Genomic DNA, 13,271 nt, shown 5'->3' with positions numbered 1-13,271 from the left:
ACCGGCACCTGCACCACCTGCCGCCGCCCCCTCACCACACGCAGAACCAGAACCAGAACCTAACGAAGCACTACTAGGACCTGTCCGACCATTCCCGTTGTCCGCCCGCCGCGCGGCAGGCGGGAATTGTCAGACAGGCCCTACGGTCGTGGCACGTTGCGCAGATTGGAGCGTGCCATCTGCACCATCCGCCCGACGCCGCCGTCAAGGACCATCTTGGACGCCGACAGGGCGAACCCGGTCACCATCTCCGCGCTGATCTTCGGCGGGATGGACAGGGCGTTGGGGTCGGTGACGATGTCGACGAGGGCCGGGCCCTTGTGCTTGAAGGCCTCCTTCAGGGCGCCGGCGAGCTCCTTGGGCTTCTCCACCCGGACGCCGTAGGCACCGCAGGCACGGGCCACGGCGGCGAAGTCGGGGTTCTTGTTCGTGGTCCCGTACGAGGGCAGCCCGGAGACCAGCATCTCCAACTCGACCATTCCCAAAGAGGAGTTGTTGAAGAGGACGACCTTCACCGGCAGGTCGTACTGGACGAGGGTGAGGAAGTCGCCCATCAGCATGGAGAATCCGCCGTCGCCCGACATCGAGACGACCTGCCGGCTCCGGTCGGTGAACTGGGCGCCGATCGCCATCGGCAGCGCGTTCGCCATCGAGCCGTGCGAGAACGAACCGATGATGCGGCGGCGGCCGTTGGGCGAGATGTAGCGGGCCGCCCACACATTGCACATTCCGGTGTCCACGGTGAAGACCGCGTCCTCGTCGGCGAGTTCGTCGACGACCGAGGCGACGTACTCGGGGTGGATCGGGACGTGCTTCTCGACCTTCCTCGTGTACGCCTTGACGACCCCTTCGAGCGCGTCGGCGTGCTTCTTCAGCATCTTGTCGAGGAAGCGGCGGTTGTCCTTGGGCCGCACCCGCGGGGTGAGGCAGCGCAGGGTCTCCTTCACATCGCCCCAGACCGCCAGGTCCAACTTCGAGCGGCGTCCCAGGCGTTCGGGACGGACATCGACCTGGACGATCTTCACGTCGTCGGGGAGGAAGGCGTTGTACGGGAAGTCGGTGCCGAGCAGGATGAGCAGGTCACACTCGTGGGTGGCCTCGTAGGCGGCGCCGTAGCCGAGCAGACCGCTCATCCCGACGTCGTACGGGTTGTCGTACTGGATCCACTCCTTGCCCCGCAGCGCGTGCCCCACCGGGGACTTGATCTTCTGGGCGAACTCCATCACCTCGGCGTGCGCGCCCGCCGTGCCGCTGCCGCAGAAGAGGGTGACCTTTTCTGCCTCGTCGATCATCTCGACGAGCTTGTCGATCTCGGTGTCGCCCGGGCGGACGCTGGGCCGGGAGGTGACGAGGGCGGTCTCGGCTGCCTTGTCCGGGGCGGGCTCCGAAGCGATGTCGCCGGGAAGGGAGACGACGCTGACGCCCGACTGGCCGACCGCGTGCTGGATGGCGGTCTGCAACAGCCTCGGCATCTGCTTCGGGTTGGAGATCAGCTCGCTGTAGTGACTGCACTCGCGGAACAGCTGATCGGGGTGGGTCTCCTGGAAGTAGCCGAGGCCGATCTCGCTGGAGGGGATGTGCGAGGCGAGGGCGAGGACCGGGGCCATGGAGCGATGGGCGTCGTACAGGCCGTTGATGAGGTGGAGGTTGCCGGGGCCGCAGGAGCCGGCGCAGGCGGTGAGCTTGCCGGTGATCTGGGCCTCCGCGCCGGCGGCGAAGGCGGCGGTCTCCTCGTGGCGGACATGGATCCAGTCGATCGCGGAATTACGCCGGATCGCGTCCACGACCGGATTGAGACTGTCGCCGACCACGCCGTACAGACGCTTGACGCCCGCGCGGACGAGGATGTCGACAAACTGCTCGGCGACGTTCTGCTTGGCCATGCTTCACGCACCCCTTTGTGATCCCGGGATCCCCTGGGTTCATCCCTACGGGTCCATCCCTTGCGTCCGTCCCTGGGGTCCATGAAGTCACAGGGAGCGCGGTTACGCCTCCCAAACGGCCGCGGCGGTCCGATCATCGGCGTAGCCCTTGACCCTCACCTGGGTGTCGGCGAGGAACGCGGCGAGACCCGGCGGCTCTCCCGCCGACCACCGCGTCGTCAGGTGCTCGGCGAGCTGCGGCTCACCGCGCAGCGGCTCCGCGAGGCCACCGGTGCACAGCAGGAGCGTGTCACCCGGACGGGCGACGGAGGCACGGAAGCGGAAGGGGTCGCGGGCGGGTTCGGGGGCGGGTTCGTACGGGCTCGGGGGCGTCGTGATTCCCAGGTCCATGGTGAACCGGTCGCCCTCGGGGGTCTCGTGGGGCAGCGATCCGAAACCGACCACGGCCTCACCGGTGGTCTCCGTGACCCGCGGCTCGATGTCCTGCCACTCGCCGTCCCGCAACCGGAACAGGCCGCCCGCCCCGACGCCGAAGAACACGCGGGTGCGGCACTCGGGGTCCCCGATGAACAGCAGGCAGCGCAGACTGGCCGTGTACTCCTCGGGCTCGATGCCCTGCTCGGCGGCGCTCGCGCGCAGCTTGCCGAGGCTGCGGTCGGTGAGCCGGTGCAGCCCCGACTTCAGATCCCCGCGCCGGGCCGCCCGGATGTCCTCGGCCAGCCGCGCGTGGCTGCGGCCCACGGCCCGCCCGATCCACTGGCACGCCTCGGCTGCCGCCCGGTGCGCGCCGGGTGTCGCCCGGGCCCCGGTCGCCATCGCCACCAGCACCAGCGCCTGCTCCCCCGCCCCGAAACGGGCGGTGAGCAGCGCGTCCCGGCGCGGCTCACCCCGGTACCGCGCGGAGTCCCCGCGCACGGAGACCGCCCGCAGCGTGCCGGCCCCGTAGCGCGCCCCGTCCAGCACGGTGTCGGCGACCAGGTCGTCGAGATCGTCCGGGTCGGCGGGCGGGAGAGCGGTGGGTTCGGCGTCGTAGGTGGGCGGTCCTGAGCCGACGTAGTCGACGGCGGGTGGCTGGTGGGAGACGGTGAGGACGGATTCGCGGGGCACCGGGGCGGAAAGAAGGGGGAGGCCGGGGGAATCGGGGCGCAGGGCGTCTGTGCGCAGGGAATCGGGGCGTGGGGCCTCGGTGCCCGGGGCGTCGGGGTGCGGGGCGTCGGTGCCCGGGGCGTCGGGGCGTGGGGCGTCGGTGCCCGGCGGGGCATCGCTCGGGGGCGCGGTGGGGGGCGGGGCGGCGGTCGAAGCGTCACGCGGGGCCGTTGTCGGCCACGGAGACGTTGTCGGCCGCGGCGGTGCGTCGGCCGGAGTCCAGGGCGCGGGCCCGGGTGCGACGGGCGACTCCGTGGGCGTAAGACCGCGGGGGTTCTCGGCGCGGAACCCCGGCGGTGTCGGACCCGGCGGGAAGGTCGCGGGGGCCGGCGGATCGGGGGGCGAGGGCTCCGAGGGCGCGGGCTGCCGTGCGGGGCCACCGCGCTGCGGCGGGCCGGCACTCGCCCTGGGGGCGTCGTCGCGTGGTGAATGCCCGAGGCGTGGTTCCGGCGGTTCATCGCGCTCCCGGCGTCCGAGGCTCCGGCTCGACCCGTCGCCGAACGACGTCGCGTCGGGCCAGAGCCCGGAGACATCGGAGGCAACGCCCCGCTGCTCCGGGACGGCGGGCGGCTCCGCCGACGGAGGCGGCACGTCGCGCTCGGGCGGCTCCGCCCGCGGGGCGGCCCCCGGCCCCACCGTTCCCGCGGCCGACGCGAACCGGTCGTCGAGGGAATCGGCCACGGCCGCGGGCCCCGTGTCCTCGGTGGAGTCGTCGTACAACTGCCCCCACCAGTCGTCCTCGTGACCGGTGGGCCTCTCCCCCTGATGGCTCATGCCCCCAATTGTCCACCGCGGGAGCCGGATGAAAACGGGGCATCCGGAAAATCCGGCCAGGAGACTGGGAGTCGAACGGCGTGTCGGATGACGCATCGAACGGTGATGCGAATACAGAAGGCCGAAAAAGTACGCACGAAGAACGGGCGCGGAAGAAGCCGCCGGGCGATCCCACCCCCCACGGGAGAACCGCCCGGCGGCGCCGAGGTGACCGGGGCCCGGCACAGGTCGTGGACCCGGATCACGGTCTTGACGACCGACCTGCCGTTGGCGTCCGGTCGGTTCGGCCCTGAGTGTGACCTGCTTTCCTGGGGTTCCGCTGTGGATGAGCGGTCCCGGCGAGGTCGTATCCGCCCAGGTCGATACAGCCCAAGCAGGGCATTACGGGCGGCAATTGATACTGCGGTGATGTGAGCTTGGCAGAGTGACGGGTGCTGCGGCGATGATGTGCCCAGGCGGGTTTGCGCCGTGGCCGATTTCCGCCACGGACCGGCCGAAACGGAACCTGGAGAGGGACATCGCCGCATGCTGGGAGCGATAGGTCTGGACGAGACGCACGAGTCGGCGTACCGGGCGCTGGTGTCCGTGGGCGCCGCGGATGTGCCTGATCTCGCGCGGCGGCTCACGCTCGGCGAGTACGACACCGAACGCGCCCTGCGCCGGCTCGAACGGCACGGTCTCGCGGCCCAGTCGTCGGCCCGCCCCGGGCGCTGGGTCGCGGCGCCGCCCGGCGTCGCCCTCGGCGCGCTGCTCACCCAGCAGCGGCACGAACTGGAGAAGGCGGAGCTGGCCGCCGCGCTGCTCGCCGAGGAGTACCGCGCCCAGGCCACCGAGCCCGCCGTGCACGACCTGGTCGAGGTGGTCATCGGCGCGGCGGCGGTCGCACAGCGGTTCCTGCAGCTCCAGCTCGGCGCGAGCGACGAGGTGTGCGCGCTGGTCACCGGGACTCCGATGGTGGTCTCCGGGGTGGACAACGAGGCGGAGGAGCAGGCCGCCGGGCGGGGCGTCCGCTACCGCGTGGTGCTGGAACGCGCCGTCCTCGACCAGCCCACCGGGATCACCGAGCTGTCCGCCGCTCTCAGCCGCGACGAACAGGTGCGGGTCGTGGACGAGGTGCCGACCAAACTGGTGATCGCCGACCGGACGCTCGCGATGGTGCCGCTCACCTCGCACACCGCGGAACCCGCCGCACTGGTCGTACACGCGAGCGGGCTGCTCGAACTGCTGTCGGGCCTGTTCGAATCGGTGTGGCGGGACGCGCTGCCGCTGCGGCTGGGCAGCGCGGGCGTGCGGGAACAGGAGCCGGACGGCCCGGACAGCACCGACCTGGAGATCCTCTCCCTGCTGCTCGCCGGGCTGACCGACGCCAGCGTCGCCAAGCAGCTCGACCTGGGCCTCAGGACCGTACAGCGCCGGGTGAAGCGGCTGATGGAGCTGACGGGCGTCACCACCCGGCTGCAGCTGGGCTGGCACACCTACGAGAAGGGCTGGGTGGCGCGGGACTGAACTGCGGTTCCTCGCTCAGTCAGTCACGCTGGTCAGATGGGAGTGTGGGAACTCCTGCTGGTCGGCGTGGTGATCGTGCTCGGCCTGGCCGGAGTACTGGTGCCCGGCGTGCCCGGGACGTGGCTCGTCTGGGCCGCGGTCCTGTGGTGGACCCTGACCGACCCGCAGCCACTCGCCTGGGGCGTACTCGTGGGCGCGACCGTGGTCCTGCTGCTGGCCCAGGCGATCCGCTGGGCGCTGCCGCCGCGACGGCTGCGGGAGAGCGGCGCCACCCCCCGCATGGCGGTGCACGCGGGAGTCGGGGCGCTGCTCGGTTTCTGTCTGCTGCCGGTGGTCGGCGCGATACCCGGATTCCTCGGCGGGATCTATCTCTACGAGCGGCTGCGCCTGGGCGGGCACGGGCAGGCGGGGGCGGCGGTGCGGACGGTCATGCGGTCGGGCGGGTGGAGCGTGCTGACGGAACTGTTCGCCTGCCTGCTGATCATGGGGGCGTGGCTGGGGGCGGTGATCTGGGGCTGACACAGCTCATCGGGAGCGGTTCAGGAGACCAGAGCCGTCAGGTCGATCGTGTCGGCCATCGCCCGCATCCCCGCGTCGTTGAAGTGGAGGTGGTCGCCGGGGTCGTAGGCGGGGTGGATGCGGTGCGGGGCGGCAGGGTCGCGGACGGTCGCGTCGAAGTCCGCGACTCCGTCGAAGAGGCCGCCGTCGCGGATGAAGGCGTTGACCGCCTGGCGGACGCCCTCGCGGGCCGGGGTGTAGCCGCCGTGGCCGCCGTACGGGGTGAGGGTGGCGCCGATGACCCGGATCCCGCGGGCGTGGGCGCTCGCCACGATCCGGCGGTACGCGTCCTCCAGGGCACCCGGGTCCGTCTGCTCCGGCGTGCCCTTGATGTCGTTGATGCCCTCCATCACGATCACCGTGCGCACCCCGGTGCGGGAGAGGACGTCGGGGCCGAGGCGGTCCAGCGCGCTGGGGCCGCGGCCCTCCAGCAGGAGGCGGTTTCCCGAGATCCCCGCGTTGAGGACGCCCAGCCGACGATGCTCGGGCAGGCCCCGCAGGCGGGCGGCGAGCCGGTCGGGCCAGCGGTGGTTGGCACTGAACGTCGAACCGGAACCGTCGGTGATGGAGTCCCCGAGCGCGACCACACTGCCGACGGCGGACGAGCCGAACACGTCGACGCCGGTCACGTAGTACCAGTTGCCGAGGGGGACGGTGTACGCGGCGCCGAGCTCGTCGGCGGTCCAATCGCCCCCTTGGGCAAGGAAGTTGGCCTGGAGAGCCGAGCGGTGGTAGGTCGCCGGGCCGGAGTCCGTGGGTGTATGGACCGAGATCAGGAGGTTGGCGTCGGCGGGAATCGGCAGGCCGACGGGGTCGGTGACCACGTCCATGCCCACCGGGACGGTCACCGACCTGGCACCGGCGAAAGTGGCCACGCGCATCGACCCGGGCACGGCGTTGGGGCTTTCGCTCGCGCCCTGCTCCTGCAACGCGAGGGTGACGGAGCCGAGTTGGAGGGGTGCGGTGCCGAGCCGGTTGGAGATCCGGACACGGGCCGCGCTCCCCCCGACGCTGGTGTGCACGACGTTGCGGATCGAGGCGCCGGGCTGTGCGGGGACGGTGCCGGAGGGGGCGCCTTCCCAGGTGCCGACCCAGCGTTGACCAGGGACGGAGGCAGAGACGGCGGCCGAGACGAACCCCGCGTCGGCTCTTGCGTCGGCTCCCGTGTCGGCTCTCGCGGCCTGCGGGGCGAGGGTCAGGACGGTCACCAGGGCGGCGAGGAGGTGCCGGACCTTGATCGCGCGGGTCATGAAGGCATGATTTCCCTGGCCGTCCGCCCCGTCCGCCCCCGCAGCGGAATGTCACGCCTTTGGCCGCACCCGCACGCCCAAACCCGTACACCCATACCCGTACACGCGCACTACTCCCCTGGCCCTAGGGCCAAGACCCGATGCGCGGTGGACGCATGCGTGTTTGGCTGCTGCCATGACCGCATTCAGCGAGGCCGAGCGCGCCTATCTCACGTCGCAGCGACTGGGTCGGCTCGCCACCGTCGACGCCCACGGGCAGCCGCAGGCGAACCCCGTCGGCTTCTTTCCGCAGGACGACGGGACGATCCTGATCGGCGGATACGCGATGGGCACCACGAAGAAGTGGCGCAATCTGCAGAAGAACCCGAAGGTCGCCCTCGTCGTCGACGACATCGTCAGCCTGCAGCCGTGGAAGGTGCGCGGCATCGACATCCGCGGCGAGGCCGAACTCCTCACCGGACCACATGAGTTGGGGCCCCACTTCAGCGAGGAGCTGATCCGTGTCCACCCGCGGCGGATCCACAGCTGGGGCCTGGAGGACTGAGCCTCCTCACGACGCTTGGTAGGGTCACCGGCCATGACCGCCACGGAACCCACCATCCTGGCCACGTCGGGTGGTCATCGCGCCGGAGACCGTACCAGGGTGACCTTCGACGCCCTCGTCCACCACGCGGTCGACCTGTCGGGCGTCCAGGGGCGCCGGCCCCGCGTCATGTACGTCGGCACGGCGATCGGCGACGCCGAGCACTTCACCACCCGTATGAGCGAGGCCGCCCGCGTGGCGGGCTTCGACCTGACGCCGCTTCACCTCTTCCCCATGCCGAACCTCAAGGACGTCGAGGGGGCGGTCCTCGCACAGGACGTCGTCTGGGTGATGGGCGGTTCGGCGGCGAACCTGCTCGCCGTGTGGCGCGTCCACGGACTCGACGCGATCTTCCGGCGCGCGTGGGAAGCCGGTGTCGTACTCAGCGGGGTGAGTGCCGGATCCATCTGCTGGTTCCGGGGCGGCACCACCGACTCCTTCGGCCCCGAACTGCGCCCGCTCACCGACGGACTCGGCTACCTCCCTTACGGCAACGGCGTCCACTACGACAGCGACCCCGGCCGCCGCCCCCTGGTCCACCGGCTCGTCGCCGACGGCACGCTTCCGCTCACCCACTGCACCGACGACGGAGTGGGTCTCGTCTATCGCGGCACCGAACTCGTGGAGGCCGTCACCGAGATACCGGGCAGGAGCGCGTACCTCGTCCGGCGCGCGGGGGACTCGGCAGTCGAGGAGCGCCTGGAACCCCGGCTGCTCCCCGCCCCACGGCACTGACGGTTTCACCCGCCCACCGTCCCCAACTCCTCTTCCCTCCTCAGGTGTTGAACGGCGTACGACCGCCATGGGCGCCACGCGTCCGGGACATCCTCGCCGGGCGGCGCCACGTCGGGGTCGCCGAGGGCGCGGGTACGGATGACGGCGACGGTATGTGCGTCCAGGCCCGGCAGTGCGCGCAGCGCGTTCTCGGCGTCGTCGCGGTCCGCGCCCGCGTCGAGCCGCAGGGTGCCGTCCGCGAGCGCGGCGGCGAGCGCGCCGAGGGGGCCGTCGGGCTCGGCCTCCGCGAGGACGGCTGCTTCCGGGAACACATGGGTGAGCGTGCCGCACGGGGCGTCCAGTGCCTTGCCGTACCGCCGCACCAGCCGCTCGGCCTCCGCCCGTCCCACGAGCGCGCGCACGGCCAGCTCGTCCGGATCCGCGGTGCCCGGCGAGCGCAGGCCCGGCCGGGCGGCGACCAGCGGAGCCAGCCGTGGATCTGCTCCGAGCCGCTCGTCCACGGCGTACGGATCGGCGTCGAGATCGAAGAGCCGGCGCAGCCGCTGCACGGCGGTGGTGAGATCGCGCAGGTCGGTGAGGTGCAGCCGCGCGTCGAGCCAGCCGCCGGGGTGGGCGGATCCGCCCGACGGCCTTCCCGCCACCGTCCCTGACGGAGCTTTCTCTTCCACCGCGACGATTCCGGTGCCGTACGGGAGGCGCAGGGTGCGTCGGTACGTACGGCTGCCGACGGTGCCGTGCACGTCCTCCACTCCCGGGATCGCCTCGCGGGCGAGGAGGTCGAAGACGGCTGTGGACCGGTACGGACCCCGGTGGGCGAGGCGCAGGGGGATCCCGGCGGTCGGGGTGGCCGCGCGCCGGGCGGCGGAGCCACCGCGCGGTGCGGCGGCGCGCAGCTCACTCGGCGTCGAGGCGTACACCGCCCGGATCGTGTCGTTGAACTGCCGCACGCTGGCGAACCCGGCCGCGAACGCGATCTCCGTGATCGGCAGGTCGGTGGTCTGCAACAGGACACGTGCGGTGTGGGCGCGCTGGGCGCGGGCCAGTGCGACGGGCCCCGCGCCGACCTCCGCGGTGAGCTGCCGCTGCACCTGGCGAGCGCTGTATCCGAGCCGCACGGCAAGTCCCCCGACGCCCTCGCGGTCGACGACGCCGTCGCCGATCAGGCGCATCGCACGGCCCACGACGTCGGCCCGTACGTTCCACGCCGCGGAACCGGGCGCGGCGTCCGGGCGGCATCTGCGGCAGGCCCGGAAACCCGAACCCTGTGCCGCGGCCGCCGTCGCGTAGAACCGCACGTTCTGCCGCTTCGGCGTCACCGCCGGGCAACTGGGCCGGCAGTAGATCCCCGTCGTCTCGACGGCGAAGAAGAACTCCCCGTCAAACCGTGCGTCCCTGCTCCGCACCGCCTCGTACCTGGTGTCTTCGTCGATCACGCCTACCAGTGTGCGCCGCGACGACCGGCCGGGCTGGCGGAAATCGGACGTGGGGTTCGAGGTTCGGGGAGTGTTCCCAAACGCCGGACGGGCTGGGGTGCCTGGCGGGGGTCCAGGGGGCGGGGGCGAGAAACCCACCCCCACCCACCCGGCTCAGGCCAAGTGCCAACGCCCCCGCTTGGCCTCCATCGCCGCCTTCCCCTCAGCCCCCTTCCGCTTCCAGTCCCGCCGGATCTCCGCCCGCACCCGGGCATCCGTCTTGGCAACGATCCGCTGGTTCTCGCGCAACAGCTTGCGGTAGCTGTCGAGCCGGCGTTCCGGAAGCTCACCGGCCTCGACGGCGGCGAGAACGGCGCAGCCGGGCTCCGCGACATGCGCGCAGTCCTGGAAGCGACACTCCGCGGCGAGCTCCTCGATCTCGGAGAAGACCTGCCCGACGCCGCTCTCGGCGTCCCAGAGGCCGACGCCACGCAGGCCCGGCGTGTCGATGAGGACACCGCCGCCGGGAAGAGCCAGGAGGTTGCGGGTCGTCGTGGTGTGCCGGCCCTTGCCGTCCACGTCGCGCGCGGCCTGCACCTCCATGACGTCCTCGCCGAGGAGAGCGTTGGCGAGGGTCGACTTGCCCGCACCGGACTGACCGAGGAGGACAGCTGTACCGCCCGACAGAACCGCCGCGAGGACATCGAGTCCGTCACCGGCGTTGGAGCTCACGGCCAGCACCGGAACACCCGGCGCCGTCGTCTCCACGTCCTGCACGAGGTGCCCGAGCGTCGCCGCGTCCGGTACCAGGTCGGCCTTGGTGAGCACGACCACCGGCTGCGCGCCGGGCTCCCAGGAGAGGGCCGACTCGTGCAGCAGCGCCTCACCACTCGAAGTGGACATGGCGAGCGCCAGGAACCGCTCGATCCGCGCGAGGTCCAGTTCAGCCGCGAGCGACACACAGATGACGACGTAATCGATGTTGGTGGCCAGCACCTGGCCCTCGGAACGCTTCGACGACGTCGAACGCACGAAGGCGGTACGACGCGGCAGCAGCGTCCGTACGTACCGAGGGTCGCCGCCCTCGGGGTCGACGGCGACCCAGTCCCCCGTGCACACGACCTTCATCGGATCGCGGGGAACGACGAACTCGGTGTCGGCACGGATGACGCCGTCTGCGGTGACGACATCGCACTGCCCTCGGTCGACACGTACGACACGGCCGGGCAGGAGACCCTGCTCGGCGAGCGGGGTGAACTCGGTTTCCCAGTCCGCGTCCCAGCCGTACGGGGCCAGCGGGTGAGAGGAAAACGAGGACGAACCCAAGAGAGAGGAGGAAGACAAGGGGTGACCCTTCACAAGGGTGGCCCCGGCACCGCGCGCTCAGACGCGGAGTGAAGAGAGGTCAGCCGGAGGCCACGGAGGTGGACTTGATGAACTTCCGGATGCGGGCAACGCCCATCGCAACGACAGCCATCGGTCAACACCTCCCAGAGCAAACGAGTCACCTGCGGCAACTGATCACCAGTCACCGCTCGAACAGCACCGACCATAGGGGCCCGGGGGCCGCGGCGCCACCAAATTAGCGCGGACGCAGCAGACAAAACCACATTTAATTTCAAACGATACCGTATCGAACGAATGGATAGTTGTAATATGCCTTCATGACCGCCGACGCTCCTCACCCCACCACCGCCTCGCGCGCGACCGACCGCCCCGGGGACACCTCGCCTTTCGCTCTCGGCCTGCTGCTGCGCCAGGCGCACTGGCGCGCGGCCACGGTGATGACGGAGGCGCTTCGCCCGCTCGGCATCGAGTTGCGGCATTTTGCCGTGCTGATCGTGCTGGTCGACCGCGGGCCTACGGTCCAGCGGGACTTGGCGGCGACGACGGGGTCGGACAAGGCCGGCATCATGCGGGTCGTGGACGACCTGGAACGCAAGGGGCTGGCCGTACGCAAGACCGTTCCGGGGGACCGGCGGGTGCGGGCAGTGGAGATCACACCTCAGGGCGTCGAGCTTTTCGATGCGGCCCATGTGGCGGCGGCCCCACTGGCTGAGCGCCTGGTTGCCGAACTGGGGCCCGGCGAGCCCGAGCAGCTGACGGACCTGCTGACCCGGTTCACCTATCCCGCAGGCGGCTAGGGGCCCGCCCGGCGGATCATGCCGTAGACGCGGGGTCTGGCACGCCGATCTGCGGCGTTGTCGTCGGTTGCCGACGCTCCGCGTGGGCGCCCTTCGTCTCATGCGGCTCGAGGCGCGGCCCGCCGCCAGGCCGAACACTCGGGCCGCCCAGCGCCGGGCCACCGGGCCCCCAGGGACAGAGCGTCGCCGTCACTGTCGGAGAGGGCGCAGGTGACGAGGACGCCGTGTGACGTCCTGGCTCGAGGCGTCACACGGCGTCCATGGCCCGGTGGTTACGCGGCGAGGCGCTCCGCGAGTTCCTTGGCCTTGGCGGTCGCATCCTCGAGGGCGCGCTCGCGCGAGGCCTCGTAGAGGGGGACCAGTTCGGACATGGCCGGGTTGCGGGGGGCGCTGGTGAGCTCCGGGACGATGAAGTGGAGGTCCAGGCCGAGGGTGCCCTTGAGGACGGCCTCCAGGTAGTTCTGCACGTACTCGTAGCCCTCGCGCGGGGTGCCCGGCGCGTAGGAGCCGCCGCGACTGGCGACGACGGTGACCGGGATGCCCTGGGCGGAGGGGGTCTCGCCCGCGGTGCGGCCGAGCATGATCACGTTGTCCACCCACGCCTTGAGGGTCGACGGGATCGTGAAGTTGTACATGGGGGCGCCGATCAGGACGGCGTCCGCCTGCTCCAGCTCCTCGATGAGCTCCACACGCACGGCGAACGCGGCGGACTGCTCCGGGGTGAGCTCGGACGGGGCGGCGAAACCGGCGGACCAGGCGGCGGCGCTGATGTGCGGGACCGGGTTGGCGGCGAGGTCGCGGTAGATCACCGTGCCGTCCGGGTGCTGCTCCTCCCAGGCCTTGCGGAAGGCGTCCGTGACCGCACGGGACGAGGACGCCCCGCCGGGGAAAACGGACGAGTCGATGTGCAACAGCGTGGCCATGGACTTTCTCCAATGAGCGGTGCCCGAGGTCGGGGACCAAGGGCTGAGGATTCGTACTCAACGATAGTTAAACACAAGATGGTATTGAATGATACTGTCGTGAGTGTGACGAAGGTGGAGACGTTGAGCGGATGGGAGTTAGGCGATCATGGACATCTATGAGGCGGTCACGAGCCGACGGGCGGTGCGCGGATTCACCGACCGGCATGTTCCGAGGGAGACGCTGGAGCGCGTGCTGTCCGCCGCGGCCTGGTCGCCGTCCGCATCGAACCTCCAGCCATGGCACGCCTACGTGCTGACCGGCGCACCGCTGGCCGAGCTCAAGAAACTCGCCGGCGAGCGCGTGGCCTCAGGTGA

The 13,271-nt window shown here is 71.1% G+C and carries 12 protein-coding genes; 6 read left to right on the top strand and 6 right to left on the bottom strand.

Going from position 1 to position 13,271, the window contains the following annotated elements; genetic code table 11:
- Window positions 1-140 precede the first annotated feature (140 nt).
- Window positions 141-1,883, bottom strand: a complete 1,743-nt coding sequence (locus tag ACX28W_RS42905; RefSeq protein WP_459005524.1) for a pyruvate dehydrogenase — start codon at window positions 1,881-1,883, stop codon at window positions 141-143.
- Window positions 1,884-1,985: 102 nt separating this feature from the next.
- The gene (locus ACX28W_RS42900) at window positions 1,986-3,803 is read right to left on the bottom strand and encodes a PP2C family serine/threonine-protein phosphatase (RefSeq protein ID WP_459005523.1); all 1,818 of its coding nucleotides are present in this window, start codon (window positions 3,801-3,803) and stop codon (window positions 1,986-1,988) included.
- A 525-nt stretch (window positions 3,804-4,328) separates the two neighbouring features.
- Between ACX28W_RS42900 and ACX28W_RS42895 the strand changes: the two genes are divergently transcribed.
- Together ACX28W_RS42895 and ACX28W_RS42890 are read left to right on the top strand one after the other, a co-directional pair.
- Window positions 4,329-5,309 (top strand): winged helix-turn-helix transcriptional regulator, encoded by a 981-nt coding sequence (locus ACX28W_RS42895; RefSeq protein WP_459005522.1) that lies wholly within the window; start codon window positions 4,329-4,331, stop codon window positions 5,307-5,309.
- 36 nt (window positions 5,310-5,345) lie between these two features.
- Complete coding sequence (locus ACX28W_RS42890; RefSeq protein ID WP_459005521.1) at window positions 5,346-5,828, top strand: DUF456 domain-containing protein; 483 nt, start codon at window positions 5,346-5,348, stop codon at window positions 5,826-5,828.
- A 20-nt stretch (window positions 5,829-5,848) separates the two neighbouring features.
- Here the strand turns inward: ACX28W_RS42890 and ACX28W_RS42885 are convergent, their stop codons facing one another.
- Window positions 5,849-7,117 carry an SGNH/GDSL hydrolase family protein gene (locus ACX28W_RS42885; protein ID WP_459005520.1) on the bottom strand — a complete coding sequence of 423 codons (1,269 nt, stop codon included), beginning with the start codon at window positions 7,115-7,117 and terminating at the stop codon, window positions 5,849-5,851.
- 175 nt (window positions 7,118-7,292) lie between these two features.
- On the opposite strand from ACX28W_RS42885, the gene ACX28W_RS42880 reads away from it, so the two are divergent.
- Together ACX28W_RS42880 and ACX28W_RS42875 are read left to right on the top strand one after the other, a co-directional pair.
- Complete coding sequence (locus tag ACX28W_RS42880; RefSeq protein WP_459005519.1) at window positions 7,293-7,661, top strand: PPOX class F420-dependent oxidoreductase; 369 nt, start codon at window positions 7,293-7,295, stop codon at window positions 7,659-7,661.
- 33 nt (window positions 7,662-7,694) lie between these two features.
- On the top strand, window positions 7,695-8,435 hold the full coding sequence (locus tag ACX28W_RS42875; RefSeq protein WP_459005518.1) for a Type 1 glutamine amidotransferase-like domain-containing protein: 741 nt from the start codon (window positions 7,695-7,697) through the stop codon (window positions 8,433-8,435).
- Window positions 8,436-8,440: 5 nt separating this feature from the next.
- On the opposite strand, the gene ACX28W_RS42870 is transcribed toward ACX28W_RS42875, so the two are convergent.
- Together ACX28W_RS42870 and rsgA are read right to left on the bottom strand one after the other, a co-directional pair.
- Window positions 8,441-9,865 (bottom strand): bifunctional transcriptional activator/DNA repair enzyme AdaA, encoded by a 1,425-nt coding sequence (locus ACX28W_RS42870; protein ID WP_459005525.1) that lies wholly within the window; start codon window positions 9,863-9,865, stop codon window positions 8,441-8,443.
- A 156-nt stretch (window positions 9,866-10,021) separates the two neighbouring features.
- A complete protein-coding gene (rsgA, locus tag ACX28W_RS42865) occupies window positions 10,022-11,191 on the bottom strand; it encodes a ribosome small subunit-dependent GTPase A (protein ID WP_459005517.1) in 1,170 nt (389 codons plus the stop codon).
- Window positions 11,192-11,511: 320 nt separating this feature from the next.
- Between rsgA and ACX28W_RS42860 the strand changes: the two genes are divergently transcribed.
- Window positions 11,512-11,991: a MarR family winged helix-turn-helix transcriptional regulator gene (locus ACX28W_RS42860; protein ID WP_459005516.1), complete on the top strand. Its 480-nt coding sequence runs from the start codon at window positions 11,512-11,514 to the stop codon at window positions 11,989-11,991.
- 272 nt (window positions 11,992-12,263) lie between these two features.
- On the opposite strand, the gene ACX28W_RS42855 is transcribed toward ACX28W_RS42860, so the two are convergent.
- Window positions 12,264-12,914, bottom strand: a complete 651-nt coding sequence (locus ACX28W_RS42855; protein WP_459005515.1) for an FMN-dependent NADH-azoreductase — start codon at window positions 12,912-12,914, stop codon at window positions 12,264-12,266.
- 148 nt (window positions 12,915-13,062) lie between these two features.
- Here ACX28W_RS42855 and ACX28W_RS42850 point away from each other — a divergent pair.
- On the top strand, window positions 13,063-13,271 hold a 209-nt coding region (locus ACX28W_RS42850), incomplete at its 3' end, for a nitroreductase family protein (RefSeq protein ID WP_459005514.1).

It is taken from the genome of Streptomyces sp. SD15 (assembly GCF_054462255.1).
This window is presented reverse-complemented; position numbering and strand designations above follow the sequence as displayed.

Bases quoted from the DNA above. Each gene is read 5' to 3' on its own strand.
- ACX28W_RS42905 (WP_459005524.1), bottom strand. From the start codon at position 1,883: ATGGCCAAGCAGAACGTCGCCGAGCAGTTTGTCGACATCCTCGTCCGC.
- ACX28W_RS42900 (WP_459005523.1), bottom strand. From the start codon at position 3,803: ATGAGCCATCAGGGGGAGAGGCCCACCGGTCACGAGGACGACTGGTGG.
- ACX28W_RS42895 (WP_459005522.1), top strand. From the start codon at position 4,329: ATGCTGGGAGCGATAGGTCTGGACGAGACGCACGAGTCGGCGTACCGG.
- ACX28W_RS42890 (WP_459005521.1), top strand. From the start codon at position 5,346: ATGGGAGTGTGGGAACTCCTGCTGGTCGGCGTGGTGATCGTGCTCGGC.
- ACX28W_RS42885 (WP_459005520.1), bottom strand. From the start codon at position 7,117: ATGACCCGCGCGATCAAGGTCCGGCACCTCCTCGCCGCCCTGGTGACC.
- ACX28W_RS42880 (WP_459005519.1), top strand. From the start codon at position 7,293: ATGACCGCATTCAGCGAGGCCGAGCGCGCCTATCTCACGTCGCAGCGA.
- ACX28W_RS42875 (WP_459005518.1), top strand. From the start codon at position 7,695: ATGACCGCCACGGAACCCACCATCCTGGCCACGTCGGGTGGTCATCGC.
- ACX28W_RS42860 (WP_459005516.1), top strand. From the start codon at position 11,512: ATGACCGCCGACGCTCCTCACCCCACCACCGCCTCGCGCGCGACCGAC.
- ACX28W_RS42855 (WP_459005515.1), bottom strand. From the start codon at position 12,914: ATGGCCACGCTGTTGCACATCGACTCGTCCGTTTTCCCCGGCGGGGCG.